Source organism: Streptomyces sp. CGMCC 4.7035 (assembly GCF_031583065.1).
Taxonomy (GTDB): domain Bacteria; phylum Actinomycetota; class Actinomycetes; order Streptomycetales; family Streptomycetaceae; genus Streptomyces; species Streptomyces yaanensis.
On sequence record NZ_CP134053.1, the window covers coordinates 7,225,587 to 7,250,556 of the forward strand.

At 71.1% G+C, this 24,970-nt stretch carries 22 protein-coding genes; 6 read left to right on the forward strand and 16 right to left on the reverse strand.

Annotated features, from left to right (window positions below):
• Window positions 1–93: 93 nt before the first annotated feature.
• Window positions 94–1,437, forward strand: coding sequence for a UDP-glucose dehydrogenase family protein (locus Q2K21_RS31750; protein WP_310778188.1), 1,344 nt, complete (start codon window positions 94–96; stop codon window positions 1,435–1,437).
• A gap of 117 nt (window positions 1,438–1,554) precedes the next feature.
• Here the strand turns inward: Q2K21_RS31750 and Q2K21_RS31755 are convergent, their stop codons facing one another.
• Window positions 1,555–2,055 (reverse strand): CGNR zinc finger domain-containing protein, encoded by a 501-nt coding sequence (locus Q2K21_RS31755; protein WP_310778191.1) that lies wholly within the window; start codon window positions 2,053–2,055, stop codon window positions 1,555–1,557.
• Window positions 2,056–2,215: 160 nt separating this feature from the next.
• Here Q2K21_RS31755 and Q2K21_RS31760 point away from each other — a divergent pair, with 160 nt between their 5' ends.
• On the forward strand, window positions 2,216–2,575 hold the full coding sequence (locus Q2K21_RS31760) for a VOC family protein (protein WP_310778194.1): 360 nt from the start codon (window positions 2,216–2,218) through the stop codon (window positions 2,573–2,575).
• Between the two features lie 62 nt (window positions 2,576–2,637).
• Here Q2K21_RS31760 and Q2K21_RS31765 read toward each other — a convergent pair whose 3' ends face one another.
• The 3 genes from Q2K21_RS31765 to Q2K21_RS31775 are packed head-to-tail and all read right to left on the reverse strand — an operon-like array spanning window position 2,638 to window position 5,488.
• Window positions 2,638–3,825, reverse strand: a complete 1,188-nt coding sequence (locus Q2K21_RS31765; RefSeq protein ID WP_310778197.1) for a dipeptidase — start codon at window positions 3,823–3,825, stop codon at window positions 2,638–2,640.
• Window positions 3,822–4,352 (reverse strand): 5-(carboxyamino)imidazole ribonucleotide mutase, encoded by a 531-nt coding sequence (purE, locus tag Q2K21_RS31770; RefSeq protein WP_310778200.1) that lies wholly within the window; start codon window positions 4,350–4,352, stop codon window positions 3,822–3,824. Before purE ends, Q2K21_RS31765 begins: the two co-directional genes overlap by 4 nt.
• Entirely contained in the window at window positions 4,349–5,488 is a 1,140-nt protein-coding gene (locus Q2K21_RS31775) for a 5-(carboxyamino)imidazole ribonucleotide synthase (RefSeq protein ID WP_310778202.1), read from the reverse strand. Before Q2K21_RS31775 ends, purE begins: the two co-directional genes overlap by 4 nt.
• Before the next feature lie 234 nt (window positions 5,489–5,722).
• Here Q2K21_RS31775 and Q2K21_RS31780 point away from each other — a divergent pair, with 234 nt between their 5' ends.
• Window positions 5,723–6,265: a GtrA family protein gene (locus tag Q2K21_RS31780; RefSeq protein ID WP_310778205.1), complete on the forward strand. Its 543-nt coding sequence runs from the start codon at window positions 5,723–5,725 to the stop codon at window positions 6,263–6,265.
• 63 nt (window positions 6,266–6,328) lie between these two features.
• Here the strand turns inward: Q2K21_RS31780 and Q2K21_RS31785 are convergent, their stop codons facing one another.
• Together Q2K21_RS31785 and Q2K21_RS31790 are read right to left on the reverse strand one after the other, a co-directional pair.
• Complete coding sequence (locus Q2K21_RS31785) at window positions 6,329–7,609, reverse strand: ATP-binding protein (protein ID WP_310778208.1); 1,281 nt, start codon at window positions 7,607–7,609, stop codon at window positions 6,329–6,331.
• A 247-nt stretch (window positions 7,610–7,856) separates the two neighbouring features.
• Window positions 7,857–8,534: a response regulator transcription factor gene (locus Q2K21_RS31790; RefSeq protein WP_310778211.1), complete on the reverse strand. Its 678-nt coding sequence runs from the start codon at window positions 8,532–8,534 to the stop codon at window positions 7,857–7,859.
• Between the two features lie 553 nt (window positions 8,535–9,087).
• Between Q2K21_RS31790 and Q2K21_RS31795 the strand changes: the two genes are divergently transcribed.
• Window positions 9,088–10,584, forward strand: a complete 1,497-nt coding sequence (locus Q2K21_RS31795) for an oligopeptide:H+ symporter (protein WP_310778214.1) — start codon at window positions 9,088–9,090, stop codon at window positions 10,582–10,584.
• A 78-nt stretch (window positions 10,585–10,662) separates the two neighbouring features.
• On the opposite strand, the gene Q2K21_RS31800 is transcribed toward Q2K21_RS31795, so the two are convergent.
• From Q2K21_RS31800 to Q2K21_RS31825, 6 genes are all read right to left on the reverse strand, one after another.
• Entirely contained in the window at window positions 10,663–11,886 is a 1,224-nt protein-coding gene (locus tag Q2K21_RS31800) for a hypothetical protein (RefSeq protein ID WP_310778217.1), read from the reverse strand.
• 110 nt (window positions 11,887–11,996) lie between these two features.
• Entirely contained in the window at window positions 11,997–13,097 is a 1,101-nt protein-coding gene (locus Q2K21_RS31805) for a hypothetical protein (protein WP_310778220.1), read from the reverse strand.
• A complete protein-coding gene (locus Q2K21_RS31810) occupies window positions 13,094–14,080 on the reverse strand; it encodes a COG1470 family protein (RefSeq protein WP_310778223.1) in 987 nt (328 codons plus the stop codon). Before Q2K21_RS31810 ends, Q2K21_RS31805 begins: the two co-directional genes overlap by 4 nt.
• A gap of 55 nt (window positions 14,081–14,135) precedes the next feature.
• A complete protein-coding gene (locus Q2K21_RS31815) occupies window positions 14,136–14,819 on the reverse strand; it encodes an LPXTG cell wall anchor domain-containing protein (RefSeq protein ID WP_310778225.1) in 684 nt (227 codons plus the stop codon).
• 183 nt (window positions 14,820–15,002) lie between these two features.
• Entirely contained in the window at window positions 15,003–15,545 is a 543-nt protein-coding gene (locus Q2K21_RS31820) for an ATP-binding protein (protein ID WP_310778228.1), read from the reverse strand.
• Window positions 15,546–15,803: 258 nt separating this feature from the next.
• Complete coding sequence (locus Q2K21_RS31825) at window positions 15,804–16,172, reverse strand: STAS domain-containing protein (RefSeq protein WP_310778232.1); 369 nt, start codon at window positions 16,170–16,172, stop codon at window positions 15,804–15,806.
• Between the two features lie 249 nt (window positions 16,173–16,421).
• Between Q2K21_RS31825 and Q2K21_RS31830 the strand changes: the two genes are divergently transcribed.
• A complete protein-coding gene (locus Q2K21_RS31830; RefSeq protein ID WP_310778235.1) occupies window positions 16,422–17,327 on the forward strand; it encodes an RNA polymerase sigma factor SigF in 906 nt (301 codons plus the stop codon).
• Window positions 17,328–17,787: 460 nt separating this feature from the next.
• On the forward strand, window positions 17,788–19,335 hold the full coding sequence (locus Q2K21_RS31835; RefSeq protein WP_310778238.1) for an RICIN domain-containing protein: 1,548 nt from the start codon (window positions 17,788–17,790) through the stop codon (window positions 19,333–19,335).
• A gap of 57 nt (window positions 19,336–19,392) precedes the next feature.
• Here the strand turns inward: Q2K21_RS31835 and Q2K21_RS31840 are convergent, their stop codons facing one another.
• The 4 genes from Q2K21_RS31840 to Q2K21_RS31855 all read right to left on the reverse strand — a co-directional run bounded on the left by Q2K21_RS31840 (window position 19,393) and on the right by Q2K21_RS31855 (window position 24,830).
• On the reverse strand, window positions 19,393–20,871 hold the full coding sequence (locus tag Q2K21_RS31840) for a LamG domain-containing protein (RefSeq protein ID WP_310778241.1): 1,479 nt from the start codon (window positions 20,869–20,871) through the stop codon (window positions 19,393–19,395).
• A 157-nt stretch (window positions 20,872–21,028) separates the two neighbouring features.
• Window positions 21,029–22,201 carry an imidazolonepropionase gene (hutI, locus tag Q2K21_RS31845; protein ID WP_310778244.1) on the reverse strand — a complete coding sequence of 391 codons (1,173 nt, stop codon included), beginning with the start codon at window positions 22,199–22,201 and terminating at the stop codon, window positions 21,029–21,031.
• Window positions 22,202–22,290: 89 nt separating this feature from the next.
• On the reverse strand, window positions 22,291–23,625 hold the full coding sequence (locus Q2K21_RS31850; RefSeq protein WP_310778247.1) for a formimidoylglutamate deiminase: 1,335 nt from the start codon (window positions 23,623–23,625) through the stop codon (window positions 22,291–22,293).
• Window positions 23,622–24,830 (reverse strand): allantoate amidohydrolase, encoded by a 1,209-nt coding sequence (locus tag Q2K21_RS31855; protein WP_310778250.1) that lies wholly within the window; start codon window positions 24,828–24,830, stop codon window positions 23,622–23,624. The genes Q2K21_RS31850 and Q2K21_RS31855 overlap by 4 nt, the downstream gene beginning before the upstream one ends.
• Window positions 24,831–24,970 lie beyond the last annotated feature (140 nt).

Genomic DNA, 24,970 nt, shown 5'->3' on the forward strand with positions numbered 1-24,970 from the left:
GATACGTGAGCTTGGTGACAGCGGCAAAGTTCCCCAGCGGGGCGCCCGACTATGCTCAGGCACCGATCGACCGCCGCACTTCCTGGAGCACCCATGAGCCTCAAGATCACCGTGATCGGCACCGGCTACCTTGGCGCCACGCACGCCGCGGCCATGGCCGAGATGGGGTTCGAGGTATTGGGGCTGGACGTCGTTCCCGAGAAGATCGAGATGCTCCGGCGCGGCGAGGTCCCGATGTACGAGCCCGGCCTTGAGGAGCTGCTGCGCAAACACGTCGCCGGCCTCGAGGGCTCCACGGGGCGACTGCGGTTCACCATGGACTGGGCCGAGCTGGCCGAGTTCGGCGACATCCACTTCGTCTGTGTGAACACCCCGCAGAAGCACGGCGAGTACGCCTGTGACATGTCGTACGTCGACGCCGCGATCACCTCCCTCGCCCCGCACCTGAAGGCCCCCGCCCTCGTGGTGGGCAAGTCGACCGTGCCCGTCGGCTCCGCGGACCGCCTGGCCGCGTACCTCGCCGAGCACGCGCCTGTCGGCGAGGACGCCGAGCTGGCCTGGAACCCGGAGTTCCTGCGTGAGGGCTTCGCCGTCGAGGACACGCTGCACCCCGACCGGATCGTGGTCGGCGTGCGCAGCGAGCGGGCCGAGAAGCTGCTGCGCGAGGTGTACGCCACGCCGGTGGCGGAGGGCTCGCCGTTCGTCGTGACCGACTTCCCGACCGCCGAGCTGGTCAAGACCTCCGCGAACTCGTTCCTCGCCACCAAGATCTCCTTCATCAACGCGATGGCGGAGGTGTGCGAGGCCGCGGGCGGTGACGTGGCCAAGCTGGCGGAGGCGATCGGGTACGACGACCGGATCGGGAAGAAGTTCCTGCGGGCCGGGATCGGGTTCGGCGGCGGCTGTCTGCCGAAGGACATCCGGGCCTTCATGGCGCGGGCCGGCGAGCTGGGGGCCGACCAGGCGCTGACCTTCCTGCGCGAGATCGACTCCATCAACATGCGCCGCCGCGGCCAGATGGTGGAGATGGCGCGTGAGGCACTGGGCGGCGGCTCGTTCCTCGGCAAGCGGGTGGCGGTGCTCGGCGCGACGTTCAAGCCGGACTCGGACGACGTACGCGACTCGCCCGCGCTGAACGTCGCCGGGCAGATCCACCTCCAGGGCGGCCAGGTCACGGTCTACGACCCCAAGGGCATGGAGAACGCCCGGCGGATCTTCCCGACACTCGGGTACGCCCACTCGGCCGTGGACGCGGTGCGCGGTGCCGACGTCGTCCTGCACCTCACGGAGTGGCGCGAGTTCCGCGAGCTGGACCCGGCGGTGCTGGGCGAGGCGGCCACCTCCCGCGTCCTCCTCGACGGCCGCAACGCGCTCGACCCGGAGCTGTGGCGCCGGGCGGGGTGGACGTACCGGGCGATGGGCCGTCCCACCGCGTAGACGGACGGGTGACGCCGGTCCGGCCGAGGCTCAGTCGGCCGGACCGGCGTCTTGTTGCATTCTGCACCACCGCGGTCACGTGCGACCGGCGAGTACCGAAGTGTCCACCTCGGGGGCCTACTTGGCCCGGTACCGCCGCATCTTCACGCGCGCCCCGCACACCGACATCGAGCACCAGCGGCCCTTCCCGGCGGGGCTGCGGTCGTAGTAGGCCCAGTGGCACTCGGGCAGTTCGCAGGCCTTGAGGCGCAGCCAGGTGCCCGCGGTGAGGGCTTCCGCGACCGCCGCCGCCACGCGGGACAGCAGGGATGCCCCGTCGGCGGGGGCGAGGGTCGCCGAGCCGTCCCGTTCGTCGACGGCCACCAGCAGCGGCGCCCGCGCGAGCAGCGCGCCCAGGGGCGTCACCTCGCGGTGCGGGGGGTGGCCGGCGTGCGCCAGGCAGACGGCACGCAGGGACTCCCGCAGCTCCCGTACGTCCGCCAGGTCCCCTTCCGCGACACCGAACTCGGCGCGTCCCTCGGCGGTGTCCAGGCGGTCGCTGCCCGATTCCAGGTCCACGGTGTTGACCAGGGCCTCGACCAGGGCGAGGCCTCCGGGAGCGGGGGCTCTGTCACTCATGTCCGCACCCACATGTCCGCAACCTCATGCCGGTGACGTTACCTCTCGGCATTTCGCTTGCGAGGTTACCCCCAATACGGGAGCATGCGGTAACGGTTACTGGTTACTCGTCTCTACAGGTAACCCAGATGGGTAACTCGGACTTCGAGGAGGAAGAGTCATGGCTCTCGCCAAGCTGGGTGTCGTCGTCCTGGACTGTCCCGACCCGCGCTCGCTCGCCGGTTTCTACGCCGAGGTGCTCGGCGGCACGGTGGAGGGCGACGGCGACTGGGTCGACCTGAAGGTGCCCGAGGGCAGCTCGCTGGCGTTCCAGGCCGCGCCCGGGCACGTACCGCCGAAGTGGCCGGCCCCCGACGACTCGCAGCAGTTCCACCTGGACCTGGTGGTCGACGACCTGGACGCGGCCGAGAAGGGCGTCCTCGCACTCGGCGCCCGGCCCCTGGACGCGGAGGACCGCTCACGCACCTGGCGGGTGTACGCGGACCCGGCGGGACACCCGTTCTGCCTCTGCGCGGGCTGAGGTGCACCACACATAAAAAAGGGGGGCGCCGACCGTGGTCGGCGCCCCCCTTCCCGTCGACGTCAGCCGTCGAGCTGCTCCAGCGTCGCGTTCGACGGGCCTCGCTGAGCCTGGAGCTCGCGGGCCACGTCCTCGGCCGCACCCAGCACCCGTACCGCGTTCTGCCAGGTCAGCTTGGCCAGGTCCGGCTTCGACCAGCCGCGGTCCAGCAGTTCCGCGATCAGGTTGGGGTAGCCGGAGACGTCGCTGAGGCCGTCCGGAGTGAAGGCCGTGCCGTCGTAGTCCCCGCCGATGCCCAGGTGGTCGATGCCCGCCACCTCGCGCATGTGGTCGAGGTGGTCGGCGACCGTCGCGACCGTGGCGACCGGGCGCGGGTTGGCCTCCTCGAAAGCGCGGTGGACCTTCATCGCCTCGGGGGTCGTGGCGAGGTGGTGGAAGCCGTGCGCGCGCATGTTCTCGTCCGCCGCGGCGGTCCAGTCCACCGCCGCCTGGAGCACGAACTTCGGCACGAACGTCACCATCGCCACGCCGCCGTTGGCGGGAAGGCGTTCGAGGACGTCGTCCGGGATGTTGCGCGGGTGGTCGCACACGGCCCGCGAGGAGGAGTGGGAGAAGATCACCGGCGCGGCCGTCGTGTCCAGCGCGTCCCGCATCGTCGTCGCCGCCACGTGGGAGAGGTCGACGAGCATGCCGAGGCGGTTCATCTCCCGGACCACCTCGCGGCCGAAGTCCGACAGGCCGCCGACCCCCGGCTCGTCGGTCGCCGAGTCCGCCCACGCCACGTTGTCGTTGTGGGTGAGGGTCATGTAGCGCACGCCCAGCTCGTACAGGCCCCGCAGCGTGCCGAGGGAGCCCGCGATCGAGTGGCCGCCCTCCGCGCCCATGAGGGAGGCGATACGGCCTTCCGCGCGCGCCGCCTCCATGTCGGCGGCGGTCAGGGCCCGTCGCAGGTCCGTCGGGTAACGGTCGATCAACTGCCGTACGCCGTCGATCTGTTCGAGCGTCGAGGGCACCGCGTCCGGGAGGTCGCTGCGCACGTACACCGACCAGAACTGGGCCCCGACCCCGCCCTCGCGCAGGCGGGGGATGTCCGTGTGCAGGTGCGCGTTCTGGGGGGTGGCGATGTCGCGGGCGTCGAGGTCGTAGCGGACCTGCTCGCGCAGCGCCCAGGGCAGGTCGTTGTGGCCGTCGACGACCGGGAACTCGCGCAGGAGTTCCCGGGCTGCCTCCAGAGAGCTCACCGCGGTCACTTCCCCGAACCGAAGCCGAAGCCCGCGGCCGATCCCTCGACCTTGGCGCGCAGGCGCTTGCCCTTCTCGGTGGCCTGGTCGTTGAGGTCCTGCTGGAACTCGCGCATCTTCACGAGGAGTTCCTCGTCATGCGCGGCCAGGATGCGGGCCGCGAGCAGACCGGCGTTACGGGCACCGCCGACGGAGACGGTCGCGACCGGTACGCCGGCCGGCATCTGCACGATCGACAGGAGGCTGTCCATGCCGTCGAGGTACTTCAGCGGCACGGGCACGCCGATGACCGGCAGCGGGGTGACGGAGGCGAGCATGCCCGGCAGGTGCGCGGCACCGCCCGCGCCCGCGATGATCACCTTCAGGCCGCGGTCCGCGGCCTGCTCGCCGTACGCGACCATCTCGCGCGGCATGCGGTGCGCGGAGACGACATCGACCTCGTACGCGATCTCGAACTCGTCGAGGGCCTGGGCGGCGGCCTCCATGACGGGCCAGTCGGAGTCGGACCCCATGACGATGCCTACAACAGGGCTCATTCGGTGATCGTGCCTCTCAGGTAGCCGGCAGCGTGACGGGCGCGCTCCAGCACGTCGTCGAGGTCGTCGCCGTAAGTGTTGACGTGACCGACCTTGCGGCCGGGCTTCACGTCCTTGCCGTACATGTGGATCTTGAGCTTCGGATCGCGGGCCATGCAGTGCAGGTACGCGGAGTACATGTCCGGGTAGTCGCCGCCGAGGACGTTGACCATGACCGTCCACTGGGCCCGCGGGCGCGGGTCGCCGAGCGGGAGGTCGAGGACGGCCCGTACGTGGTTGGCGAACTGCGAGGTGATCGAGCCGTCCTGGGTCCAGTGGCCCGAGTTGTGGGGGCGCATCGCCAGCTCGTTGACGAGGATGCGGCCGTCGCGGGTCTGGAACAGCTCGACGGCGAGGTGGCCGACGACGCCCAGTTCCTTGGCGATGCGCAGGGCCATCTCCTCGGCCTGGAGGGCGAGGGCCTCGTCCAGGTCGGGGGCGGGCGCGATGACCGTGTCACAGACGCCGTTGACCTGCTGCGACTCGACGACCGGGTACGCGACGGCCTGCCCGTGCGGCGACCGTACGACGTTGGCGGCCAGCTCCCGTACGAAGTCGACCTTCTCCTCGGCGAGGACCGGGACGCCGGCGCGGAACGGCTCGGCGGCCTCCTCGACCGACCGTACGACCCACACGCCCTTGCCGTCGTAGCCGCCGCGGACGGTCTTCAGAACGACCGGGAAACCGTCGCCCTCGGCCGCGAAGGCGGCGACGTCCCCCGGGTCGCTCACGATCCGGTGGCGTGGACACGGCACGCCGATCGCATCGAGCTTCGCACGCATCACGCCCTTGTCCTGGGCGTGCACGAGCGCGTCCGGGCCGGGGCGGACGGGGATGCCGTCAGCCTCGAGGGCCCGCAGGTGCTCGGTGGGCACATGTTCGTGATCGAACGTGATCACGTCGCAGCCCTGTGCGAAGGCGCGCAGCGTGTCCAGGTCGCGGTAGTCGCCGATGACGACATCGCTGACGACCTGCGCCGCGGAATCCTGAGGAGTGTCACTGAGGAGCTTGAACCTGATGCCGAGCGGGATGCCCGCCTCGTGTGTCATACGAGCGAGCTGACCCCCGCCGACCATGCCGACTACCGGGAACGTCACGCACCTAGGGTATCGGCCGCGCCACATAGGCCGGATTCCGTCCCTGTGAGGCCGCCGCGGGGGCCGCGGGTGTGACGTTTCTTTCCATCCTCATGAACTGGTCCCCAGGCACCGCCCTGAGCCGCTGGATAGCATGGCGGGGTTGACGGAACGGCTCGGCACGCCCTGCCGACCGGGCCGATACGACCGACCGACACGACCGATACGACCGACCCGACGGGGGCTGGCGACACGATGGGCAGTGGTTCCACGGGGGTCCGAGGCGGGCCTCACGGCAGGGTGCGCCGGCAGTTCGATCAGTTCGGACGGGAGATCGCCAAGTTCGGACTCGTCGGTGGCCTCGGCACCCTGGTGAACTTCGCGGTGTCCAATCTCCTGTGGCACACCACGAACCTGCAAGCGGTACGCGCCAACGTGATCGCGACGGTCGTCGCCATCGCCTTCAACTACGTGGGCTTCCGCTACTTCACGTACCGGGACCGTGACAAGAACGGCAGGACGAGGGAGCTCACGCTCTTCCTGGTGTTCAGCGCGGTGGGCCTCGTGATCGAGAACGGCGTGCTGTACACGGCGATCTACGGCTTCGACTGGGACAGCTCGCTGCAGCGCAACCTCTTCAAGGTCGTCGGCATCGGCCTGGGGACCCTGTTCCGCTTCTGGTCGTACCGCACCTGGGTCTTCCGGACGCTGCCCGTCGTGGAGGCCGTGGCGAGCGCGGAGTCGATCCTAAAGAAGGCGGAGCAGCAACAGCGCAGCGACCAGCGCGTCAACCGCTGAGCCCGTCCTGCCTGGCCGTCGGCTCCTGATCTCCCTTCCCGACCGCCGGCTCCTGATCTCCGCCTACCTGACCGTCCACTCCTCCGGGTCCTCCCCCGTCAGTGGCACCCTCAGGGGCGTGCGCGACAGGAACAGGCCGAAGACCGGGGGTTTGGCCTGGAGCATCTCCAGGCGGCCGCCGTCGGCCTCCGCGAGGTCACGGGCGACCGCCAGGCCGATGCCCGTGGAGTTGCGGCCGCTGATCGTGCGCTCGAAGATGCGGGAACCCAGTTCCGGCGGCACGCCCGGGCCCTCGTCGGTGACCTCCACGACCGCCTGGTTGCCGGTGACACGGGTGCGCAGGGCCACCGTGCCGCCGCCGTGCATGAGGGAGTTCTCGATCAGGGCCGCCAGGACCTGGGCGACCGCGCCCGGGGTGCCCACGGCCCGCAGATGCCGTTTGCCGGAGCTGACGATCGCCCGGCCCGCGCTGCGGTAGGCGGGGCGCCACTCGGCGAGCTGCTGCTGGATGACCTCGTCGAGGTCGAAGGAGACGGCGGACCCGGTGCGCGGGTCCCGGGCGTTCGTCAGCAGCCGCTCCACGACGTCCGTCAGCCGCTCCACCTGCGTCAGCGCGATGGTCGCCTCCTCCTTCACCGTGTCCGGGTCGTCGGTGAGGGTGATCTCCTCCAGCCGCATGGACAGCGCCGTGAGAGGCGTACGCAGCTGGTGGGAGGCGTCGGCTGCCAGCCGCCGCTCGGCCGTCAGCATGCGGGCGATCCGCTCGGCGGAGGAGTCGAGGACATCGGCCACCCGGTCCAGCTCCGGAACGCCGTACCGCTTGTGGCGCGGCCGCGGGTCCCCGGAGCCGAGGCGCTCCGCGGTCTCGGCGAGGTCGGTGAGCGGGGACGCGAGGCGGTTGGCCTGGCGTACGGCGAGCAGGACCGCGGCGATGATCGCGAGCAGCGCGACCAGGGCGATGATCAGCAGAGTACGGCCGACCTCGCGGGTGACGGCGGAGCGGGGCTCCTCGACCCGGACGGTCTCGCCCTCCTCGCCCTTGGCCGTGGAGTGGATGACATCGCCGGTGGGCTTGGCGCCGACCTGGATAGGGGCCTGGCCGGGGATGTCGATCAGTGCGTACCTGTCGCCGGTGACCTGGTCCTTGAAGATCTTGCCGTTGACCTTCTCGTCACTGAGGAGACGACTGTCCACGATGCTGGCGAGCCGCAGCGCCTCGGAGTCGACGCGCTCCTGGGCGCTGTTGCTGATCGTACGGGTCTCGACGATCACGAGGGAGACGCCGAAGACGGCGATCACCACGAGGACGACAGCGAGGGTGGACTGGATGAGACGACGACGCACGGAGGCCTCCGGCGGGGGGACAGGTACGACGACCAGTGTGCCCCTGGTAGGCATGGCACCCGGTGCCGGGGCTGGGCGGGGGTGGGTTTCGCTCACCGGCGCTTGCCCGGTACCTCCCCCAAGCTCTTCGAGCAGGGGGTACCCCCGGCGCCCACCCGTACCGCCCTGGGGATCCTCAGGCCCTTGAGGCACTGGGGGAGGCAGACTGCCCTCAGCTACGCGCCTACGCGGCTACGGCAGCGAGCCGTCAGCTCTTCTCGAAGCGGAAGCCCACACCCCGTACCGTCGCGATGTACCGCGGATTCGCCGCGTCGTCGCCCAGCTTCTTGCGCAGCCACGAGATGTGCATGTCCAGGGTCTTCGTGGACGACCACCACGTCGTGTCCCAGACCTCGCGCATCAGCTGGTCGCGTGTGACGACCCGGCCCGCGTCCCGGACGAGGACCCGCAGCAGGTCGAACTCCTTGGCGGTGAGCTGGAGCTCCTCGTCGCCCATCCACGCGCGGTGCGACTCGACGTCGATGCGCACCCCGTGCGTGGCGGGCGGCTGGGCGGGCTCGGTGGCGCCGCGCCGCAGCAGCGCCCGGACGCGGGCGAGCAGTTCGGCGAGCCGGAAGGGCTTGGTGACGTAGTCGTCGGCGCCCGCGTCGAGGCCGACGACGGTGTCCACCTCGTCGGCACGCGCGGTCAGGATGAGGATCGGAACGGTGTGGCCGTCGGCACGCAGCCGGCGGGCCACCTCCAGGCCGTCCATGCCGGGCAGCCCGAGGTCCAGCACGACCAGGTCGACGCCGCCCTGCATTCCGGCGTCGAGCGCGGTGGGTCCGTCCTCGCGCACTTCGACCTCGTAACCCTCCCGGCGCAGGGCACGGGCCAGCGGCTCCGAGATGGACGCATCGTCCTCGGCGAGCAGTACACGGGTCATGGGGTGATGGTAGTCCGCCCGCGAGGGGAGCAACGGTGTGATCGTGGGTGTGATCGCCGGACGCGATTTCTTACCTTGGGCTGTCATCATCCGGCGCCGCCGCCCTCCGTCGGGGCGCGGCCCCGCACCTGCGCCTGTGGGGTGCCATCCCGGTGAACACCTTCGAATAGGTGTCCACGGTTCCGAAATCACCTGTGATCCTGGTCTCAAGTCATTCCATATCCGGCACCCCCATGCCGTATGGTGAGTTGAACGCCTGTAGCACCATCGGGGACCTTTGGCGGTACTTCACGCTGAAGGTCTCTTTTGTGTGCGGGCCGGCTCGCGCCGGCCTTGAAAGGAACGACCTGTGGCCGGGCCTCTGAGCGCATCGACGCGCGTAGAGGCGTGGATCCCGGTGGTCGCCGTACACCGCTCCGCGACCGGAGCGGACACCCCGTGGGCGTGGGGTGGACGACCGATCCTGCCGGTGCCGGCCGCCCCATTGGGCGCGCATCCTCCCCAGGCTCTCGGGACCCCCACCGGAGCACGCCCCGACCAGCAAGGAACGACCATGGCGTCCAGCCTGACGAAGGACTCGGTCCGCCCGGGCACCCCCGGCTCCGAGAAGACCTTCTTCGGCCACCCCCGCGGACTGGCCACCCTCTTCATGACCGAGATGTGGGAGCGGTTCTCCTACTACGGCATGAAGGCCCTCCTGCCGCTGTACCTGGTGGCACCGGGCGGCCTGCACCTGAGCGCGGCCACCGCGACCGCGATCTACTCGGTGTACGTGTCGCTCGTGTACCTGCTCGCCCTGCCGGGCGGCTGGTTCGCCGACCGCGTCCTCGGCCCCCGTAAGACGGTCGCCGTGGCGGGCCTCATCATCATGCTGGGCCACCTCACCCTGGCCCTGCCGTCCTCCGGCACCTTCTTCGCCGGTCTCGGCCTGGTCGCGGTCGGCTCGGGTCTGCTGAAGGCCAACATCTCGACCATGGTCGGCCACCTCTACGACGGGCCGGACGACCCGCGCCGCGACGGTGGCTTCACCCTCTTCTACATCGGCATCAACCTGGGCGCCTTCGCCGCGCCGCTGGTCATCGGCACCGTCGGTGAGAACGTCAACTGGCACCTGGGCTTCGCGCTCGCCGCGCTCGGCATGGCGCTCGGCCTCGGCCAGTACCTGCTCGGCGGCCGGCACCTGAGCGCGCGTTCGCAGGAGATCCCGACGCCGCTGACCGCCGCGGAGAAGTCCGCGACGCTGCGCAAGGCGGGGCTGTGGGCCGCCGTCGCGATCGTCTTCTACGCGATCGTCGGCTTCTCCGGCCACTACACGCTGAACTGGCTGCTGGTCCCGATCACCATCGCCGGTCTGATCATTCCCGTCCTGGTCATCGCCCGGATCAAGCGGGACAAGGACCTGAACCGCGCCGAGCGGTCCCGGATGACCGCGTACATCTGGTTCTTCGTGGCCGCGGCCGTGTTCTGGATGATCTACGACCAGGGCGGCTCGACCCTGTCGATCTTCGCCGACTCGTCGGCCGAGAACACGATCTTCGGCTGGGAGTTCCCGGTCTCCTGGTACCAGTCGGTCAACCCGGTCATGATCATGGCGCTGGCCCCGGTCTTCGCCTGGATGTGGCTGTCGCTGAACCGGCGCGGCAAGGAGCCGAGCACGGCGGTGAAGTTCGCGTCGGGTCTGATCCTGATCGGTGCGTCCTTCTTCCTGTTCCTCGCCCCGCTGGCGATCGCCGACGGCGGTCACAAGGCCGCGGCGATGTGGCTGGTCGCGATCTACTTCGTGCAGACCGTCGGTGAGCTGACGGTCTCCCCCGTCGGCCTCTCCGTCACCACGAAGATGGCGCCGGCGAAGTACGCCTCCCAGATGATGGGTGTCTGGTTCCTGGCCGTCACCGCCGGTGACGCCACGACCGGTCTGCTCTCCATCGCGGGCGTGGACCTCAACAAGACGGGCATCGTGGCCCTTCAGGCCGTGCTCGCCGTGGTCGCCGGTCTCGCGGTGTGGATGTACCGCAAGAAGGTCAAGGAGCTCATGGGCGACGTCCACTGACGTACGTCCCGGCTGTCCGGAGGGCCGCCGTACCCGCGTGGGTACGGCGGCCCTCCGGCGTTTCGCGGCGAGGGAGCCTCAGCGGACGCGCCGGGGCATGAACGTGAACACCGCGCCGCCCAGCAGGATCGCCGTCCCGGCCACCAGGCCCAGCGCCTTCAGGGTGCCGTGGTCGTTCGCCCCCGTCTCGGCCAGGCCACCCGAGGTGCCACCGGACGTCGAGGATCCGCCGGACGCCCCGTCCGGCTGCTGCGACGTGTCCAGGGTCAGCGACACCGCCGTCTTCGTCGGCGTGCACGTCGTGGTCGTCCCCAGGGCCTTGATGGTCAGCACGCCCGGTGACAGCGTCGACTGCCCGCTCGCGCCCGGCTTGTAGGTGCCCTTCAGGTCCGGGATCTCCATCGGGTCGCCCGTCTTGATGGCCTTGGCGTTCGTGGGCCCCTCGACATGGACCGTGCCCTTGTCCGCGCCACCCAGCACGACCTCCATCGAGGGCTTCACCGAGTCCTTCGGGATGTCCGCGGGGCTGTTCATCACCGACTTCTTGAACTGCACGGTGAGGTCGAAGTTCCCGCCGTTCTTCCTGGCGTTGATCTGCACGGGCGAGGTGGCGTTCTTGTCGCCGATGGGCGTCTTGCACGCGTACGGGACCTGGACCTCCTTGCCGGTGAAGTCGGTCTGGCCACTGCCCGTGCCGTCGCTCGCGGAGGCCGAGGCGGACGCGCTCGCCGTATGGGACGGGGTCGCCGACTGCGAGGCCGAGGCAGAGCCCGTCGGTGTGGCCGAGGTACTCGACGTGCTCCCGCTCCCGGCCGTCACCTCGATCGTCGCCGCCTTCTGCACCGTCTCCTTCGGTGTGCACTTGGTGTCCGTGGACATGGCGTTGACGGTGTACGCGTCCGGCGTCAGCGTCACCTGACCCGGCGCCGTCAGCTTCAGCGTGCCCTTCATGTCGGACAGCACCATGTCGCCGCCCTTGGGGATCGCCGGGTTCTCGCGCGGGCCCTGCATGGCGATGTCCGCGGTCTGCGCGCCGGCCGCCTTGAGGATGCCGGACGGCTGCACCGAGTTGGCGGGCAGGTCGATGATGTCGGGGTTCTTCGACGCGGCTTGCACGAATTTCCACACGACGTCGACCGTGTCGCCCACCTTCGCCGTGGCCGGCGCGGTGATCTCGACCTTCGTGGTGCCGTCGACGGGGTCGATGCCGGCGGGCGGCACGCAGTGCGTGGCGAACGACACCTCGGCCGCCTGCGCCGGGGCCGCGGCCACGCCGAGCAGGAGGCCCGCACCACCCAGCATCAGCGCCACTCCGGCCGCGCCCGCCCTCCGGCTCCTGCCCCCGGCCGTTCTCTCCCCCGTTCTCTCCCCCGTACTGTCGCCCCCTGCCGCAGAAACTCTCCGTTGCGTGCTCACGTGTTTCCCTTCGTCGGGGTCGTCGGGTTGTTCTCGTGCGGTGCGGAGAGCCGACCGTTCACCGCGGTCCCCGGATCCGTGTCCGGGGTGAACCACGGCAGGGCCGAAGTGGTGGTGTTCTCGGGAGCGGGCGAGGAAGCGCCCGGCCTGGGGACGTGCTCGGCTGCTGGCCCAGGGATGCGCCGGGTGAGTGCGGACAGACGCGGACCGCGTCGGCGTATCGCCCGCTTCGCCGGCCCGCGCGGCCGCACCCGGTCCACGACGGCCATGCCGACGCGGAACACGGCGGCCGGTACGACCACGCAGACCAGGAGCCAGAAGAGGGTCACACCCCACGGACGGCCGACGCCCCACGGCTGTTCGGCGAGGACCTTCCCGCCGTACTCCAGCGAGACCGTGTAGTCGCCGTGGGCGCCCGCCGACAGTTCCACCGGCAGCTTGATCCGCGCCTTCTTGCCGGGCGCGATCGTGCCCCGCCACTGCTGCTCGTCCCACTGCGGGGCGAACACCCCGTGGGAGGTGCCGACGCGGAAGACCGGGTTCTTCACCGGCGACGAGCCGACGTTGCCGACGGTGAACACGAGCGTGCGGGACGGCGGCGCGCCGAACCAGGTCAGCAGCCCGCCGGAGCCGTCGAGCCGGGTGTCCGTCAGGATCGAGAGGCGCCCGGCGGCGGACTCGGCGGGCAGCGGCTCCACGGCGTGCCCGGCGACCTGGAAGATCGCGTCCGCGTCCGCCCTGGTCCCGGTGGCGGTCGCGACGTGCACCACACAGGGGCAGGGCACGGGCGGCTCGACCACCGGCAGCTTCCTGCCGAACTTTCCCCGCGCGTCGGTCGTGACGGCCCGACCGTCCGCGTTGGCGCAGGAGTTGGTGCCGCCGATCACGCCTCGCGACGGCACGGACTGCCCACAGATCAGGATCATCAGCAGTGTCTTCGGCTGCCAGCCGCTGCCGGTGACGGTGATCGAACCGCCCGCCCCGGCCTGGGACGCGGAGAGCTTGACGGTTGGTCCGCCGGCCCCCCAGGCGGGCGCCGCCAAGGGCACCAGGACGAGCGCGAGCACCGCCACGAGTGCCGAGATACGCCCCTTCACATCATCGCTCCCGTCAACTCCGCTTCCCTACGCGGCCCGTCGTCCGTCGGCCCGTCCGGCGGGCGGTGCCTTCGGCGTCGTACGACCGCACCGGCGCCCACGGCCGCGAGCAGCCCGGCGACGGCGCCGCCCACGGCACCCCAGGGCACGAACCGCGCCGACGCGGACGCGGACGCGTGCGCCCCGCCCGCCGCCGTGACCGTGAGCCGCACGTCGACCGCGTCGAGCGCCGGGTGGTCGGACCACGGCTCACTCAGCCGGACCCGGCGGCCCGGCAGCAGTTCCAGGGGCAGGGTGCGCGGCGGCCGGTCCAGAACCCGGCCGAGGACTCCCTCGGCGCGCACCGCGAGCCTCGGCGTCAGCACGGTGGTGCCACGGTTGACCAGCTCGTAGGAGATCCGCCCGTCGCGCACCGCCACGTGCTCCACGGTCAGCGCGGACAGCGCGGGGCCCGAGACGCGGAGTTGGACGCGTACGGCCGACGAGCGGCCGTCCGCGCTCGCCACGATCGCGCCCGGGTGGTCGCCGGGCGCGGCGCCCGTGGGCACCGCCACGGTGAACGGCACGTCGGCGCGGGTCCGGGCGGGCACCGTCACCGAGACCGCGCGCACCGCCACATTCCCCCAAGCTCTCGGCTTCGCTCGAGCAGGGGGGACCCCCATCCCACCCGTCGTGCGTGCGAAGCCGATCCACGCCCCGGTGTCCACCGGCTTCCGCCGCACCGTGAATCCGCCGTCGGCGGTGTTGTCCGCGTCGGCGCCGCTCAGCCGGACGGTCAGCGGCTTCCCGCCAGGGTTGAACACCGACAGCGCGTCCTGGAGGACCGTCCCGGGCTCGCCCTCCGCGTAGACGTACGGCCGCCCGCCCGCGCCGCCGGTCGCGGGCGCGACGGACCAGCCGCCGTCGGCGACGGCGGGGGACACGGCGGCCAGCAGACTCAGGGCGGCGAGGGGGAGACAGAGGACGTGGCGGGCGTACGGCATCGGCGGCTCCTGCTTGGCGTACGAGGGACCCGGGGGGCCTCAGCGGTCAGCGGCCTCAGCGGCGTACCGCCTGGTTGCGGCGTGTCAGCCACAGCACTCCGGCGGCGCCCGCGAGCAGGACCGTGCCGCCGAGCGTGCCCAGCGCGATCGCGGAGTCCTCGGGGCCGGTCTTCGGGAGTTGGCCGCCGGAGTCCGTGCCGCTCTGCGTGGAGCCGGAGCCGCCGCCGCCCGCCGCCGTGACGTCGAGGGTCAGCGACGGCCCGGGACTGTTGGTGGGCGTGCACGTGGTCGTCGTGCCGAGCGCCTTGATGGTCAGCACGCCCGGCGTGAAGGTGACCTTGCCGGTCTTCTTCGGGGTGTAGGTACCGCTCAAGTCGTTGATCTTGATCGGCGTGTTGGCGGGGATCGCCGCCTGGTTGGCCGGGCCCGTCACCGTGACGGTGCCGTTGTCGGCGCCGCCCAGTTTGATGGTGGCGCTCGGGTTCATCGCCCCCTTGCCCAGTTCGACCGGGCTGGACGAGACGCCCTTCTGCCAGGACATGGTGAGCTTGTAGCCGCTGCCGCTCTTGACGCCCTTGATGTCGATGGGCGAGACGGCGCTCTTGTCGCCGATCGGCGTCTTGCAGTGGTAGTTGACATTGACGATCTCGGCCTGGGCTGCGGGGGCGGCCATCAATACCGCCGAGCCGGCCAGGGCCACGGCGGACGTGAGCGCGGCGGTTCGCTTGTGGTACGACACGGTCCCCTCATTCCTGACGGCACATCAGATCGGGCCGTCAAGGTACGCCCGGGGACTTATGGAGGGAAGACACAGTGCACGCCGGATCTGTGGTGATCCGGCGCGCAACAAGTGATGAACGAAGAAGGGTTCGAACCGCGGTGCGCCGCCCGTTCGGGGCACCGCGCCGTGGGTGAGGCGGCGTCAGGCGGGGGCGCCGAGCTCCGCCCACACGGTCTTGCCCGCGACCCCGGGCGTGCGGACGACCCCCCAGTCCAGGCAGAGCCGCTGCACGATGAACATCCCGTGACCGCCGGGGCGCCCGGCGCGGTGCGGGGTGCGGGGTGCGGGCTGGCCCCCGCCCTTGTCGGAGACCTCGATGCGCAGCACCTTGGTGTCGCACGCGATCCACAGCTCGTCGGGACCCTCGGCGTGCAGACAGGCGTTGGTGACGAGTTCGGAGACGACGAGCAGGACGTCCTCGGCGGCGGCCCGGCGGTCGGCGGTGGCGGCGGGCAGCCAGCCCCACGCGTACAGCGCCTGGCGGGTGAAGTCGCGGGCGAGCGGGACGACACCGCTCTCACCCTCGAAGCTCAGCCTGCGGACCTGCCGGCCGGAGGAGGACGCTTCCTCCCCGGGCGAGCCGGGAGAAGCGCCCTCGTCGGACGCGCCCCGCGCGGCTGTTCCGGAAGCGCCGCTGGGCTCGGGGCCGCGGTCGCCCGGCGAGCAGGGCCGGGTGGTGCTCATCAGCGCTTCACCTCACCGATTCACCAGTTCACGATGCAAGATTCAGTACGAAGATCGACGGTGTTTCCGTCGGTTGTTGCGCGTGCTGTTCGTATGGACCCTCTTCATTGCGGCTTTCGTCCCGGCTGCCGACATATTCAGCATGTCTCCTGCCCGACCGGTCCGCTGGAACACCCATGGATTCGACCGGAACCTGTGACGCGCGTAACTCGCTGGTCACCGAGGGGCATCCGGGGCGCGGGGGCCTTCAGGTCCGTCCTACTCGGCCAAGGCCGCGTCCAGCGTGTCGTGGACGGTGAAGACGGCGTCCGCCCCGGTGATCTCGAAGACCCGGGCCACCACCGGCAGCATCCCCGCCAGATGGACTCCGCCGCCCGCGGCCTCGGCCTTCAGCCGGGCGCCGAGCAGTACGTTCAGCCCGGTGGAGTCGCAGAACTCCAGTCGTGAACAGTCCACGACCAGGCGCGCGAACCCCTTCTCGAGGCAGCCCTCAAGGGGTTCGCGCAATAGTTCGGCGGTGTGGTGATCCAACTCACCCGCCGGGGTCACGACGGCACTCGTGCCCTCTTGCCGCACCTCGACCAGAAGTCGGCCCGACTGTGCGCTGCCGACCGTCCCGCGGTCCATGCCGTCTCTCTCCCGACCGTCGTCGCTGTTGATGGACGCCCTCGAACATTACGCCTTCCTCACACCCCAGAGCACCCGAACAACCCCGCGAAATTGGACATTTCACCACAGAACGCACTTGCGAGGGGCCCACGAAAGCGGGTAGGGCTATGAGAGACACCATTCGACACGGCCGGCTTTGGAGGCGCCGCACACCGCAGTGCACGTATTGGCATCGGCAGCCATATGCCGAGAACGATGGAGGACACCATGTCACCCCGGCTCGACGCATCGCAGACCCAGAGGGCGACGTCGACACCCCCTCTGGAACGACCGGACCACGCCCCCACGGACGGCCTGGCCGACGACGGCCTCGCCGGACTTCCGGAGATCCCCCCTTACGACGAGGTGGGGCCGGTGGACGCACGGGCCCTGTCCAAGACACTCTTCGAACGACTGGCGTCGCTCGAAGAAGGCACGCATGAATTTTCGTACGTCCGCAACACACTGGTCGAACTCAATCTGGCACTCGTGAAGTTCGCCGCCTCCCGCTTCCGCTCGCGCAGCGAGCCCATGGAGGACATCATCCAGGTCGGCACGATCGGCCTGATCAAGGCGATCGACCGCTTCGAACTCAGCAGAGGCGTCGAGTTCCCCACCTTCGCGATGCCGACGATCGTCGGCGAGATCAAGCGCTTCTTCCGTGACACCTCGTGGTCCGTACGCGTCCCGCGCCGGCTGCAGGAACTCCGTCTCGATCTGGCGAAGGCCGGCGACGAGCTCGCCCAGCGGCTCGACCGGGCGCCGACGGTGGCCGAGCTGGCGGAGCGCCTGGGCATCTCGAACGAGGAAGTCGTCGAGGGCATGGCGGCGTCAAACGCCTATACGGCCAGCTCCCTCGACGCACAGCCCGAGGAGGACGAGTCCGAGGGAGCGCTGGCGGACCGCATCGGCTACGAGGACCACGGACTCGAAGGCATCGAGTACGTCGAGTCGTTGAAGCCGCTGATCGCCGAACTCCCGCCGCGCGACCGGCAGATCCTCTCGTTGCGCTTCGTGGCCAACATGACGCAGTCGGAGATAGGAGACGAGCTGGGCATCTCGCAGATGCATGTGTCACGGCTGCTGTCACGGACACTGGTGAGGCTACGGAAGGGGCTCACGGTCGAGGAGTGACGGCCGAGGGCCCGAAACAGGTCACCGCTCGCCCGGCGCCCGCCCGGACATTCCGGTCGGGTGCCGGGCGAGTCGACTGCGGACGGATGTACGGACACAACTCGATCCGGCGCGGGGCGAGTCGCCTGCGGATCTGCGGGCGCAACTCGGCCAGGCGTCAGGCGAGTCGCCTGCGGATCTGCGCGCGCAACTCGGCCAGGCGTCAGGCGAATTGACTGCTGATCTGCGGGCGCAACTCGGCCGGACGCCGGGCAAGTCGTGTTCGGACGTACGGACACCGGTCTCTCAGGCCCTTCACAGGCGCCTCCTGAAACACCCACGGTCCGCACCTCAGTTACCCTGGGAAACCCCTTTTCCCACAGGCCCCCTTGCATCACTATGGTCACCCCCATACCGGCCGGTAGGTCCCAGTCTCGGGCCTGCCCACCGGGCAGGAGCAGGGGTGCAGGGAGGCAGGGGGATGGCTCGCGCCGAGCGGGACGACGACGACGTCGAGGCCGGAAGCGGTGTGCACAGTACGGTGTCCGACGCCCGGCTGACCGAACTGCTGCGCACCGACACCCCGACCGCGTATCCGGCCCTGCGTGAGCTGCGCACGCGTCACCGCCCCGCGGTCCTCGCGTACGCCCGTCTGTGCACGGTCGACGAGCACGCGGCCCGGCAACTGACCGCGCAGGCGTTCGCACTCGCGGCCCGCGACACCGCCCGCGGCCAGGACCCGCGGGGGCCCTGGCGCCATCAACTCCTGTTGCTGGCGGGCCGGGTGACGGCCTCCTGGGCCACGGACGGGCGCGCCTCCCGGCTCGATCCGGGCCTGCTCACGCACCTGCGCGCGGCCGGGCCGGAGGGTTCCCTCCCGCCGATGCTCGCCGCGCTCCAGACGCTCCCCCTCCGCCTCCAGGGCCTGGTCTGGTACGGCGTCGTCGAGCTGGAACCGACCGAGCGCACGGCTGTCCTGCTCGGCCTGTCCCCGCAGGACGTGGCGTACGGCATCGAACCGGCGTTCCAGGCGCTGCGCCAGTCCCTGCTGAAGACCCGGCTCGCCGCCTCCGGCAATCCGCGCTGCCAGGACTTCCGGCGGCTGATCGAGGAGTCGGTGCGCCCCGACAACCCGCGCTACAGCGCCGATCTGCACGCCCACATGGCGCACTGCGGGTACTGCGCCACCGCGTACGAGGAGCTGTCACAGCTGCGCGACGCCCCGCGCACGGCGCTGGCGGAGGGCCTGCTCCCCTGGGGCGGCACGGCGTACGTCATGGGCGACGCGGACGAGCAGAACACGGCAGGGGCCGACCGGCTCCTGGGCTGGTGGCCTTCGCGGCGCCTCGCGCTGACCTCGGTGGCCCTCGGCGTGGCGCTGGCCCCCTTGCTGGTCTACCTCCTGGCCTCGGGCGGCTCGCAGCCGGCGCGGGTCGCGAGCACCGTGCGCACGCCGACTCCGCTGCCCGCGGTGACGGTGACGATCTCGCTGACGCCGTCGCCCTCCCCGACACCGACGGCGAAGTCACCGAGCCCGAGCCCGACTCCGACGCCGACTCCGAAACCCTCGAAGACGACCCGCCCGGCCTCCCCGAAGCCGAAGCCTCCCGCGGCGCACCCGCCGAACAGCACGTACGCCCAGGTGGTGAACGTCGCCTCGGGCCTGTGCCTGGACATCCGCGACGGTGTCATGGACCTGGGCACGGACGTCATCACGGCGCCCTGCACCTCGTCCCGTACGCAGTTCTGGCGCGTCGGCTCCTCGCGCGGTGTCCTCCAGTCGTACGCCGACCCCGGCTTCTGCCTGGACAGCCGGGGCTCGACGGACCGGGGCGTCGGCATCTGGGAGTGCTCCTCGGTCTACGGCTCCAACGGCCGCAACCTGCGCTTCACGGTCGACTCCCGGGGTGTGATCCGCCCGGAGATCGCCCCGGACCACGCGGTGACACCGTACGGCGGCGACACGCTGTTCCTGCTGCCGGACCAGGGGAGCGACGACCAGCGGTGGCGGGCGGGGCGGGCCGCATGACATCACAGGCCCCGGCCCCGCCTGTCACCTGTCGCCTTCATCCGAAGGCGTGAACCGTCATACGATCCGCGCCGCCGCGATCGGCCGGTCCGCGACCGTGTACGTCTTCGCCGAACCGGTGTTGACGCTCCACCGGTAGCGGGAGAACTCGCCGGTGCTGTCGGAGGCGTAGAACATCATGTGGCCGATGCCCACACCCTGGTAGCTCTCGCCGTCCACATTGCTGACCATGCGGGTGTCGGGGTACTGGGGATAGCTGGAGAGCCCGTACACGCCGTGCGGGTCGGAGGTGCAGTCGACGACCTCGATGGCGTACTGCGTCTCCCCGCTGAAGGTCATGGACCCGGTGAAGACACCCTTGACCTCACGGACCATCACGATGTGGCCGGTGTTCGCCGAGTCGGTGCCGTTGTAGTCCACCGCGATCAGATCGCCCGGCTGGAGGTCGGTGACCTTGCGGATCCTCTTGAAGCGCGGGCCGGCCGTGCCGTCCGTGAACGCCTTCCGGTAGTCGGCGGCCTCCGGGATCCGGTCCTGGAAGTACTGGGTGAAGTAGTCGTCCGTCGCCCAGCCGTAAGTGTGCTTCAGCACCCACGTCTGGAACGACGAGCAGCGGGCGCGCGCGATCCAGCTCGTCAGGTCGTCGGGCGTGCCCCACACCACCGACGACGCGGAGCCGACCAGGTAGACGTTGTTCTCGCGGGCCGTCTTGCCGCTGATGACGGCTGCCTCCGCGGCGGTCAGGGCGCGGTTGTAGGCCCGGACGTCGTCCACCTGGCCCTTCCACCGGTTCACCGGTGCGCCGTCCCACTTGGCCCGGCCTATGTTGAAGCCCTGCGTCGCGGCCCAGGACAGTGTCGTGGCCGCGCTGCCCTCCAGCCGGCCGTTGACGTACAGGAGGACCTGCGTGCCGTCCCACACGCCGGTCAGGTGCGTCCACACGCCCAGCGCGGCGGGGGTCGTGGCGAACGCCGACACCTTGGTGCTCTGGTCCTCGCTGCGCACCTTGAACGCCCACGCCCGGGCCGTGTCGTCGTACTGCAGCAGGAAGCGGCTGGCCTGGGAGCCGTCCTGGCTCACCGCGGTGTACATGTTGGCCAGGTCGGCGGGGCTGGTGGCGTCGTTCGAGAGGCGCACCCATGCCGAGACCGTGAACGGCGCCGTGGTGTCCAGGACGGAACTCGTGGCCGCGTACGCCCCCGACGTGCCGTCGAAGCTCAGCTCACCGCCGGCCCGCAGCGTCGACCAGGTCGCGCCGGCGCCCAGGGTGACGGGCCGTTCGTAGCCGGACCGGTCGGTGGCCTTGCCGTCCAGCGGCCAGTGTCCCACCAGGCCGCCCGGCAGGTAGCCGGCCGCCAGCAGCCGCTGGTACTGCACCATCCGCTCGGCCTCCGCGAGGTGCGGCACGGAAACCGGTGTGAACGGCGTGTCCAGCGGTGCGGCCGCCGCCGCGACTCCCGTTCCCTGCACCACGCCCGCCAGTGTGCCGACACCCACGAGTGCGGCCCCGCTCAACAGCCCGCGTCTGCTGACCATTCCCCGTTCCTCCCCTGAACTGTCGGCGCTTGGAAGGGCCGACGCCGATGATCAAGGGAGTCTAACCAGATGGCCGAACACTTGAGCGGGGCATGACGTATGACACACGCGGGCCCGCGGGACCTCGCCTCAGACCTCGGGACCGCGGGGCCGCGCCTCAGACCTCGCGCACGCCCCGCCGCCACACCTCGGCCACCAGCGGTACGCCCGGGCGGTACGCCAGATGGACGTGGCTCGGGGCGTCGAGGATCGCCAGGTCCGCACGCGCGCCCGGGGTGAGGCGGCCGATGTCCGTGCGGCGCAGGGCCTCGGCTCCTCCCGCCGTGGCCGACCACACCGCCTCGTCCGGGGTCATCCCCATGTCCCGTACCGCCAGCGCGATACAGAAGGGGACCGAGGACGTGAAGGACGAGCCCGGGTTGCAGTCCGTGGACAGGGCGACCGTGACACCCGCGTCGAGAAGGCGGCGGGCGTCGGGCCACTCGGCGCGGGTCGAGAACTCGGCGCCGGGCAGGAGCGTGGCGACCGTGCGGCCGCTCGCGAGCGCGTCCACGTCGGCGTCCGTCAGGTGCGTGCAGTGGTCGGCGCTGGCCGCGTCGAGCTCGACGGCGAGCTGCACGCCCGGGCCGTACGACAGCTGGTTCGCGTGGATGCGCGGGTGCAGGCCCTTCCGCTTGCCCGCGGTGAGGATCGCACGGGCCTGGTCGCCGTCGAAGGCGCCCTTCTCGCAGAAGACGTCGATCCAGCGGGCGTGGGGCGCGCAGGCGTCGAGCATCTCGCCGGTGACCAGGGCCACGTACGCGGCAGGGTCGTCGGCGTAGTCGGGGGACACGATGTGCGCGCCGAGGTAGGTGACCTCGTCCGTGTGCGCGGAGGCGATGCACAGGGCGCGGGCCTCGTCCTCGACGGTGAGGCCGTAGCCGGACTTCGTCTCGAAGGTGGTGGTGCCCTGGCGGAGGGCCTCGGCGAGGTAACGGGTGAGGTTGGCCTCCAGCTCCGCGTCGGTCGCGGCCCGCGTGGCGGCGACCGTCGTGCGGATGCCGCCCGCCGAGTAGCCGCGGCCCGACATACGGGCGTTGAACTCCTGCGTGCGGTCGCCCGCGAAGACCAGGTGCGAGTGGGAGTCCACGAAGCCCGGGATCACCGCCCGGCCGCCGGCGTCGACCCGATTGTCAGTGGCGGGTGCTTTGCTTGACTCACCGATCCACGCGACGCGGTCGCCGTCGATGACGACGGCCGCGTCCTGGATCAGACCGAGTGGGGAGGCGTCACCGAGGGAGGGATCGTTGGTGACCAGGCTGGCGATGTTGGTGATGACCGTGCTGCTCATGGGTTCCTCGTGGGTGGCCGGACTGGGAATGGCCGGGCGGGGCGGGCGAGGCGTGGGCGGGCGGGGCGTGGGCGGGCCGGCGTCGGGCGTCAGGCGCGCAGGGCTTCCACGGCGTCCGCCAGCGCCCGCGCCACATCCGGTACGAGGGTGTGCGCCCCGTCGCGTACGACATGGCGACCGCCCACGACCGTATGGCGTACGTCCGCTGCCGTCGCGGCGAATACGGCCGTCTCGGCGCCGAGCCGCGGCAGCGGCCCCGCGGTCCTGACCGAGTCGAGCGCGATCGTCGTGAAGTCGGCGAGCGCGCCGGGCTCCAGGACGCCCGCGTCCTGCCAGCCGAGGGCGGCGTGCCCGTCGGCGGAGGCCGCGCGCAGCAGGGCCGCAGCCGTCCAGTGGCCGCGGGTGCGGGTGCGCAGCCGCTCGTTCAGCTCCATCGCGCGCGCCTCTTCGAGCAGGTCGACGACGGCATGGCTGTCGGAGCCCAGGGACAGCGGGGAGCCGGCCGCCTGAAGGGCCACGGCCGGGCCGATGCCGTCGGCGAGGTCCCGCTCGGTGGTCGGGCACATGCAGGTGCCCGTGGACGTGGAGCCGATCAGCCGGATGTCCTCGACCGTGAGGTGCGTGTTGTGGACACCGGTGGTGCGCGGCCCGAGGACGCCGTGGTCGGCGAGGAGCTGCGTGGGGGTGCGGCCGTGGGCCTCCAGGCAGGCGTCGTTCTCCGCCGTCTGCTCGGACAGGTGCACATGGAGCGGGGCCCGCCGCTCCTCCGCCCAGCGCGCCACCGTCGTCAACTGCTCCGCGGGCACGGCCCGTACGGAGTGGACGGCCGCACCGATCCGCGCGTGATCCCGTTCCTTGAGAACTGAACAGCGTTCGGCCCAGGCCTCCGCGGTGCCGTCGGAGAAGCGGAGCTGGTGGGTGTTGGGCGGCTGCCCGAAGCCGGCGGAGAGATAGGCGGTGTCGAGGAGGGTGATACGGATACCGGCCTCGGCGGCGGCGTCGATGAGGGCCTCGCCCATGGCGTTGGGGTCGGCGTAGCGGGTGCCGCCCGGTGCGTGGTGCACGTAGTGGAACTCGCCGACGGCGGTGACACCGGCCAGCGCCATCTCCGCGTACACGGCGCGGGCGAGCGCGTGGTACGTCTCGGGGGTCAGCCGGTCGGCGAACGAGTACATGACCTCGCGCCAGGTCCAGAAGGTGCCGGAGCCGACCTGGACCGTACCGCGCAGGGCTCGGTGGAAGGCGTGCGAGTGGGCGTTGGCCAGACCCGGGAGCGTGAGTCCGCGGAGGATCTCGGCGCCGGGGGGCGGGGTGTCGACGCCGGTGCGGACGGCGGTGATACGGCCGTCCGTCACCTCAAGGGCGACGCCCGGCTCGACGACGGGGTCGAGCCAGGCGTGCTCCAGCCAGTACGTCTGCGTCACCTGCGGACCAGCCCTTCCAGTACGTCGGCGAGTGCGGTCACCCCGGCCAGGCAGTCGTCCTCGGCGGCGTACTCGGCCGGGGAGTGCGAGACGCCCGTGGGGTTGCGCACGAACAGCATGGCGGTCGGGATGCTGCCGGAGAGGATTCCGGCGTCGTGTCCGGCACCGGTACCCAGAACGGGCACGGTCAGCCCCGGGTCCTTGTCCTTGCCGAGGATGCGGGCGAGTTCGTCGCGCAGGGCGTGGTCGAACTCCACGACGGGCGTGAACGACTCACGGACGACGTCGAGTTCGACGCCGTGCGCGTCCGCGTACTCCCGGGCCGCCCTCTCGATGCCGCTGACGACGGTGTCGAGGCTGCCCTGGTCGGCGGCGCGCGAGTCGAGCCAGCCGCGGACGAGGGAGGGGATGGCGTTGACGCCGTTGGGCTCGACGGCGATCTTGCCGAAGGTGGCGACGGCACCGGCGAGTTCGGCCTCACGGCGGGCGGCGAGGACGGTCTCGGCGTACGACAGCATGGGGTCACGGCGGTCGACGAGCCGTGTCGTCCCCGCGTGGTTGGCCTCGCCCCGGAAGTCGAACCGCCACCGCCCGTGCGGCCAGATGGCGCTGGCGACGCCCACGCGATCGCCGCTGAGGTCGAGGGCCCGCCCCTGCTCGACGTGCAGTTCGACGAAGGCACCGATACGGCCGAGCCGCTCGGGGTCGGGTCCGATGGCGTCGGGGTCGTACCCGGCCGCCTCCATGGCCCGCGGCAGGGTGATGCCGTCGCCGTCGGTCAGCCGGTGCGCCTGCTCGACGGTGAGCTGCCCTGCGGTCAGCCGCGACCCGACGCAGGCGAGGCCGAACCGGGCGCCCTCCTCGTCCCCGAAGTTGACGAGGGCGAAGGGCTTGCCGAACTCGACACCACGCGCCCGCAGCTCATCGAAGGCTGCGAAGGAGGACACGACCCCGAGAGGCCCGTCGTAGGCACCGCCGTCGGGGACGGAGTCGAGATGGGACCCGGTGACGACGGCGTCCCCGGCGGCGGGATCCCCGAGCCAGGCCCACTGGTTCCCGTTCCGGTCGACCTCGTACGTCAGCCCCCGTGCCCGGGCCTGATCCTCGAACCAGGCCCGGCACTCGGCATCGGCGGACGTCCAGGCGAAGCGCCGGTAACCACCGGAGTCGGGGTGGCGCCCGATGGGCAGCAACTCGCGCCACATCTCATGGAAGGAGCGGCCGGCAGGCTGTGGGACATCGCCAGGCTGTGGAGCTTGGGGCAGGGTGGGCACAGCCGAACCCGCAGCCGGCGACGAAGCCCCAGCCCCGGCCGAAGCGCTGCCGCCCACCTCACCGCGCGGAG

Excerpts from the sequence above, each read along its gene's own strand:
- Q2K21_RS31750 (WP_310778188.1), top strand. The coding sequence starts at position 94 with ATGAGCCTCAAGATCACCGTGATCGGCACCGGCTACCTTGGCGCCACG.
- Q2K21_RS31755 (WP_310778191.1), bottom strand. The coding sequence starts at position 2,055 with ATGAGTGACAGAGCCCCCGCTCCCGGAGGCCTCGCCCTGGTCGAGGCC.
- Q2K21_RS31760 (WP_310778194.1), top strand. The coding sequence starts at position 2,216 with ATGGCTCTCGCCAAGCTGGGTGTCGTCGTCCTGGACTGTCCCGACCCG.
- purE (WP_310778200.1), bottom strand. The coding sequence starts at position 4,352 with ATGAGCCCTGTTGTAGGCATCGTCATGGGGTCCGACTCCGACTGGCCC.
- Q2K21_RS31780 (WP_310778205.1), top strand. The coding sequence starts at position 5,723 with ATGGGCAGTGGTTCCACGGGGGTCCGAGGCGGGCCTCACGGCAGGGTG.
- Q2K21_RS31790 (WP_310778211.1), bottom strand. The coding sequence starts at position 8,534 with ATGACCCGTGTACTGCTCGCCGAGGACGATGCGTCCATCTCGGAGCCG.
- Q2K21_RS31795 (WP_310778214.1), top strand. The coding sequence starts at position 9,088 with ATGGCGTCCAGCCTGACGAAGGACTCGGTCCGCCCGGGCACCCCCGGC.
- Q2K21_RS31800 (WP_310778217.1), bottom strand. The coding sequence starts at position 11,886 with ATGCTGGGTGGTGCGGGCCTCCTGCTCGGCGTGGCCGCGGCCCCGGCG.
- Q2K21_RS31810 (WP_310778223.1), bottom strand. The coding sequence starts at position 14,080 with ATGCCGTACGCCCGCCACGTCCTCTGTCTCCCCCTCGCCGCCCTGAGT.
- Q2K21_RS31820 (WP_310778228.1), bottom strand. The coding sequence starts at position 15,545 with ATGAGCACCACCCGGCCCTGCTCGCCGGGCGACCGCGGCCCCGAGCCC.
- Q2K21_RS31825 (WP_310778232.1), bottom strand. The coding sequence starts at position 16,172 with ATGGACCGCGGGACGGTCGGCAGCGCACAGTCGGGCCGACTTCTGGTC.
- Q2K21_RS31830 (WP_310778235.1), top strand. The coding sequence starts at position 16,422 with ATGTCACCCCGGCTCGACGCATCGCAGACCCAGAGGGCGACGTCGACA.
- Q2K21_RS31835 (WP_310778238.1), top strand. The coding sequence starts at position 17,788 with ATGGCTCGCGCCGAGCGGGACGACGACGACGTCGAGGCCGGAAGCGGT.
- Q2K21_RS31840 (WP_310778241.1), bottom strand. The coding sequence starts at position 20,871 with ATGGTCAGCAGACGCGGGCTGTTGAGCGGGGCCGCACTCGTGGGTGTC.
- hutI (WP_310778244.1), bottom strand. The coding sequence starts at position 22,201 with ATGAGCAGCACGGTCATCACCAACATCGCCAGCCTGGTCACCAACGAT.
- Q2K21_RS31855 (WP_310778250.1), bottom strand. The coding sequence starts at position 24,830 with ATGTGGCGCGAGTTGCTGCCCATCGGGCGCCACCCCGACTCCGGTGGT.